Origin of the sequence: Flavobacterium sp. J49, assembly GCF_011742145.1 — a bacterium.
Lineage (GTDB): Bacteria > Bacteroidota > Bacteroidia > Flavobacteriales > Flavobacteriaceae > Flavobacterium.
Window position 1 is genome coordinate 1 of record NZ_JAAQQU010000087.1, and the last position, 5,795, is coordinate 5,795.

General features: G+C 32.1%; 8 protein-coding genes. All 8 read right to left on the bottom strand.

Annotated features, from left to right (window positions below; genetic code table 11):
* Positions 1-207: 207 nt before the first annotated feature.
* On the bottom strand, positions 208-564 hold the full coding sequence (locus tag HA632_RS02185) for a hypothetical protein (RefSeq protein WP_176305605.1): 357 nt from the start codon (positions 562-564) through the stop codon (positions 208-210).
* A 151-nt stretch (positions 565-715) separates the two neighbouring features.
* On the bottom strand, positions 716-1,180 hold the full coding sequence (locus HA632_RS02190) for a DUF4348 domain-containing protein (protein ID WP_176305606.1): 465 nt from the start codon (positions 1,178-1,180) through the stop codon (positions 716-718).
* A gap of 143 nt (positions 1,181-1,323) precedes the next feature.
* Positions 1,324-1,845 (bottom strand): hypothetical protein, encoded by a 522-nt coding sequence (locus tag HA632_RS02195; protein WP_176305607.1) that lies wholly within the window; start codon positions 1,843-1,845, stop codon positions 1,324-1,326.
* Between the two features lie 186 nt (positions 1,846-2,031).
* Entirely contained in the window at positions 2,032-2,553 is a 522-nt protein-coding gene (locus HA632_RS02200) for a hypothetical protein (protein ID WP_176305608.1), read from the bottom strand.
* Between the two features lie 177 nt (positions 2,554-2,730).
* A complete protein-coding gene (locus HA632_RS02205) occupies positions 2,731-3,666 on the bottom strand; it encodes a hypothetical protein (protein ID WP_176305609.1) in 936 nt (311 codons plus the stop codon).
* Positions 3,667-3,830: 164 nt separating this feature from the next.
* Entirely contained in the window at positions 3,831-4,295 is a 465-nt protein-coding gene (locus tag HA632_RS02210; protein ID WP_176305610.1) for a hypothetical protein, read from the bottom strand.
* 166 nt (positions 4,296-4,461) lie between these two features.
* A complete protein-coding gene (locus tag HA632_RS02215; protein WP_176305611.1) occupies positions 4,462-4,938 on the bottom strand; it encodes a DUF4348 domain-containing protein in 477 nt (158 codons plus the stop codon).
* A gap of 154 nt (positions 4,939-5,092) precedes the next feature.
* Positions 5,093-5,795, bottom strand: a 703-nt coding sequence (locus tag HA632_RS02220) for a hypothetical protein (RefSeq protein WP_217902813.1), incomplete at its 5' end; no start/stop codon positions are given.

Below are 5,795 nucleotides of genomic sequence, written 5' to 3' on the forward strand. Positions count from 1 at the left end.
CTATCCTTTTCCTCAAAAATTTTACAGCTATTTATCCGGTTTCGAGCGCTAAATTGCACACAACGTGCCGCAGATTGTGATTGTGGCGTTCTTCATTCACTTGTGTTTTCAAATATAACTAAAATTTCAGTCAGCCGAGACATTTCTGATACGACCAAAACTAGCCATAATCACAAACTGCTGTTATGCACTGTTTTTATTCTGTTATCACCGTCTAATTCCCATTTCTTTATATGCGTGAAATTCACAAAACACAAGATTGTTTAAAGCGCTTTTGCTACAATCTTTCCATTTACATTTTTCGCTTGATAAACCTCTGTGTTCTTTCAAAAGCTCAATTCTTAAATCTTGGTCATTATATTCCGTCCAATTCTCCACCGATTCAAGTTTGACAAATATTTGCGGGTCATATTTTTCCGGTTCATCAAGCCGCCAAAATGATTTATCCAGTTTGTTTTGATAAAGTTTACACCAACCACTTTTCTCAATCAATTCGAAATCTGATTCGATTCTTTTCAGAACAATTTCATCAACATAAAGTATTTTCTCTTTTAGCATATTCATTCTGAAATAGTGCATAACGTGCCGCAGATTGTGATTGTGGCGTTCTTCACTCACTTGCGTTTCCAAATATAACTAAAATTTCAGTCAGCCGAGACATTTCTGATACAACCAAAACCAGCCATAATCACAAACTGCTGTTAGCTACTGTTTTTTAATTCGACTTGTCATCCCAAGACTTCAGAAACCATTTTCCGCCCACTTTTTCAAAAAAGAAATCAGAGTAGATTCCATTGTCAACGCCTCTAATTTCAATAACAGTTTCATTGCCTTTGGTTTTTATGTTTTGTGTATATCTGTCTAATTCTCTTGTTAAAGCATCTTTCGGATATTCAAAGTCAAGTGTTGAATATTCATTTTTCTGAATAACGTTTTCCTTTGATTCAAGCATATTATTCTCATCAACTTCCATAACCTTAAGCGGAAATTTTACGCGACTAACTTGGAATATTGAATCTTTACTGAAAAAACCAAGAAACGTTTTGAAATCTTCATCAACATTTTCAGGAATATGGTTTTCAATTAATTCCTTTTCGATTTCGACTTTTCCGGTTTCAGTTTTGCATCCTGAAAGAATCAAAACGAGAATTAAATATAAATATGTCTTTATTACTTTCATGTTGTGAAAAATAGTAGCTAACGTCTTGCGGCTTGCAACAGTTGCAAAATTAATCACCGCCGATTCCAAATATAAAACTACTTTTTGAATTTTCGCAGAAAATTCGGTGAAAGCCCGAACCTTGCAATTGTTGCAAACTGCTGTTAGCGGCTGTCGCTCCATCCAACAAGTTTCCCCAACTTTTCATATTCATCATTTGAGCCAAAATTTTCAGTGTTTCTTTTAGTGCCAATTGTTTGCTCCATTAAACATCCAAAACATATTTTTGAAATGCCAACAACTTTGCCTTTTTTCTTAAAAATAAATATATTTCTAAAGATTGGATCACAAGCTGTGACCTCAGTTTTCTCTTCATTTCTTTCAGTAAAGATTTCGGAAAGCTCTTTTAGTTTGCTTTGTTCAATCTTTTGCTTTTTCGGATAGTATTTTTCTATTTTTTCAAAAAACCATTTATCATTAAGATTTGAAGGATAACCATTCCATAAAGCAATTTTATTAAACTCATCCTTTTCTGTTTGTGTTGTGTTATTATCTGAACCAAAATATTTACTTGATTCTTTGTTAGTAATTTGATAATGATAAACTTCATCAAAATCAAAAAAAGGTTTTTCTTCTTTGCAACTTATCAATAAAGTGAAAAAAGCACATAGTATAATTTTTTTCATTTTGTTCTAATTAAATGCATTGGTCGGCGATTGCCGCTAACGTGCCGCAGCTTGTAGCAGCTGCATAAATTTATCATTAAAATTTCCAAGTACAAAATAACTTTTGGAAATCCACTTGGATTTCCGGCAAACCCAAACCTTGCAGTTGCTACAAACTGCTGTTATGCATTCGGGCGTTAAGTTTCATTACCGTTCAATTTTTGTCAACTTGATACAGTCTGTAGAGTTTCTAAATCCAAAGAAGTAGTCATTTCTTATTCTATATTTTGTTGAATCTGTTGTCAAATAATATTCATTCCCTTTTCTGCTGAACTTTCCATCCAAAAAGCCTGTTGACGAACCTTGATTTGTGCTTTCACTTATGCTAAAAGTATTGTCAAGTTTCGAATGTGTAATATTAAAAATTGTATCTTTTATGTTGAATTCCCAACTTTCATATCTTAGGTTTTGATGCCTGTCGATTCCATTTAGAAACAGAAAATACATTATCACAGCTGATACTAAAGAGTTAATTACAAAAACTTTTGAGTATTCTTTTTTGGTAAAATATAAAACTAAAGCAATTAAAAGATTTATTATGATTACAACAGGAACAACGACAAATATTGCGATTGAAACACTTGGTTCTGGGTCAATTTCTTTTACCCAAGACCATATAACTATAAAGTCAATTATTGTAAGGAATAGTATTTTTGTAATTAACTTCATTTGTCTTTAAAGAGCAATTTTTAGCCTGATGCATAACGTCTTGCGGCTTGCAACTGTTGCAAAGATTAATCACCGCCGATTCCAAATATAAAACTACTTTTTGAATTTTCAGATAAAATTCGGTGAAAGCCCAAACCTTGCAATTGTTGCAAACTGCTGTTAGCAGCTGCCATTTAATCAATTAATAGAATATTTATTTTCAATATTATTTGACAACCAACTTGCCCAATTCTTTAATTCTTCTGTTCTCCAATTTCCACCGGTAATTTTTTCAAAAGTTGTTTTTATTGTTATGTTGTAAAGATATGTATGACAGTATCGAGCATTTTCAGTGTCAATTTTCAGGATTTTTGGGTCTGAATTTGGACCAACTGAAGCCAAACCAGCTTCAATAATTATTTCTATTTTGAAATAATATTCTTTACTTAAGATAATTACCTGTTTTTCAGGACCAGTTTTTGGAGAAGTTGGTATTCTTTTAAATTCAACTTTTGTTCCTTTTGGAAATTTGTATTTTAAATGTTCAATGCTAAATAATTCAGCTGGGCAATTTGAGAATCTATTTTTACTTAATTCGGTTTTTAATTCTTTTAAAGGTTTAGTAACTATCTCTTTCATTTTATATGGCTTTTTGAACTCACCTGAAACACCTTTATTAATGTCGAATGATAAACTTTTTGTTTCATTTGTAAAACCTAAAATACTTTTAAATATACCGTACTGAACTAGTTCCAAATTAAAAAGTGTTGCTTCTGTGTCATTTTTAGGAGTTTCAAAAGATTTTCCTTGATAGTTGTCAACTGTAAATTCAGGATGTGTTAAAAAGAAATATTCAGTCATTGCATTGCCTATGCCAATATCAGTTGGATAATGTGTATTTGGAATCAAATAATCTCTTGAATCAATTGCGACCAATGTCGTGAAATTTGTTTCAGTTTCAGAACCTTTTAGCATTAAAAGTACAGTTATAAATGTTGTTACTGTTCCCGCTAAACCCAAAGACAATAATGGACTGTATAATTTTTCACTCCAATTTAATTTTACTAAAATTATTGTTACTGTAGCCAGTATTATTAGGGCAAAAGCGGAAATTAAGATTAGTACTTTATACATACGAATGTTGTTTATGGTTGCTGCTAACGTTCCGCAGATTGTAGCAGCTGCGATGATTTATTACTGTCCATTACAAATATAAAACTCCTTTTTGATTTCCGCTAGGAAATCGGGGAGAAGCCCAAGCCACGCAGTTGCTACAAACTGCTGTTATAAGCTGGTTCTTAGTTATTCCCATTCCACCAAAAATACAAAATGCTTTCCCCTGAATCACTTGAAATTGCAAAATCTCCTTTTCCTTTTGGAATTCCAGTTATTGCTTTCTCAAATTCAACAAGTTTGTTTTCACCAAACTGAATTTCAATTTCGGTTTCTTTTTCTATTACTTCCCAATGTTCTTTTTCCGCCGTTTTTTTGAGATTAAAAATCAATTTTGACGCAGCTTTCCATTTTGCGTTTCCGTTTTGATTATTCGGAACTTTAATTTGGTTTTCTGTTGGAATTGAAGTTTGAATTTCCTTTTTGCTTGACCATTCACACTTATCCATTAAATTGAGCAACTCAAACAAGCTTTCGCTGGCTTTTTTATCAACGGTAAAATTCCAACCTGGATAATTTCTTGAGTTTTCAAGATATTTCCAAGCATAAACTTTTCCGGTAATATTTAGTTTCTCAATTTGGTCTTTCATTTTGCTATAGTTCTGGAACTAGCTTATAACGTTTCGCCGCTAACCGACTGTTGCGAAGCCAGCGAACTGCGTACTGTCTGCTAAGATAATAGTTTTACGTGAAAAATAGAAGTGAAGCCAAGAAAATCCAGCAATAGCGGTTAACGGCTGTTACCAGTAGTTTTTTTTAGTTAGACGTGTCGTTCCAACTTTTTAGAAACCATTTTCCGTTAACCTTTTCAAAGTAAAAATCGGTATAAATTCCATTGTCAACACCTCTAATTTCAACCGTTACTTTATTTCCGTTGGTTTTTACTTTTTGTGTATATCTGTCAAATTCTCTTGTCAAAGCATCTTTAGGATATTCAAAGTCAAGTTTTGTGTATTCTTCTTTTTCAATTGTTTTTTCAATTGACTCCATCATGTTATTCTCGTCAACTTCCATAACCTTTAGCGGAAATTTTACACGGCTAACTTGGAAAACAGAATCTTTGCTGAAATAACTCAGAAAAACTTTGAAGTTGTCGTCAATATTTTTCGGTATTTTGAATTCAGAAACTTTATTTTCTGTTTGATTTTCGTCTTCAACTTTTCCAATTTCTGGCTTACATTCTACAAAAATTAAAACCAAAATTAAAAGCAGAAATATCCTCGATGTGTTCATGTTCTGAAAAATTACTGGTAACGTGCCGCAGATTGTGATTGTGGCGTTCCTCATTCGCTTGCGTTTTCAAATATAACTAAAATTTCAGTCAGCCGAGACATTTCTGATAAGACCAAAACCAGCCATAATCACAAACTGCTGTTACCAGCCGTTTTTAATGATTAAATTCTATTATTGGGAAATGAGGTTTCCACATCATTCCTAACCGTTCTTTATTTTCTGCAAATCCAATATCTGTTATTTGGGCATTTTCAAGTTTGTTCTTTAATTTTTCCGAAACATAAATTCCCCATGAATAAAAAGGAATTTTAAACAAGTCAATTTCTGGATTGAAGTTTTTATTAAAGACAATTTTTTCTGTTTCAAAAGAATAACTTTTTCCTGTATTCGTTTTATTTATTTCAACGAAACGCAAAGTTTCCTGATGTGATTTAATTTTTATTTTTTCTCCTAAACTTTCCACAGCAAAAATTTCACTTTTTTCAAAATCAATCCAGTCATAGCTTTCATAAGCGCTTTCATCTGAAAAATCAAGTTCATAGAAATCGTATTCTTTATATTTTTTAATAAAGCCAAATACTTTTTCTTTTCGCAACACTTTAGCTTTGCAAAGTTTATAAGAGATTGTATTACTTTCTTTAAAAATGTTTAATGCTTTTTCGTTCAGAATGTAACCTCTTAATGAATGTAATATATCATTGAGTTTGTTGAATTCTGGATCATCGTACATTTTACATATAAGAGTGTTTTCTCCATTGATACTTGTCTTTTCAGTATCTTCGATAGCTCCTGAGTCGTTAATGTGAATAGTGTAATACTTCATGTCTGAAAATGGCTGGTAACGTGCCGCAGATTGT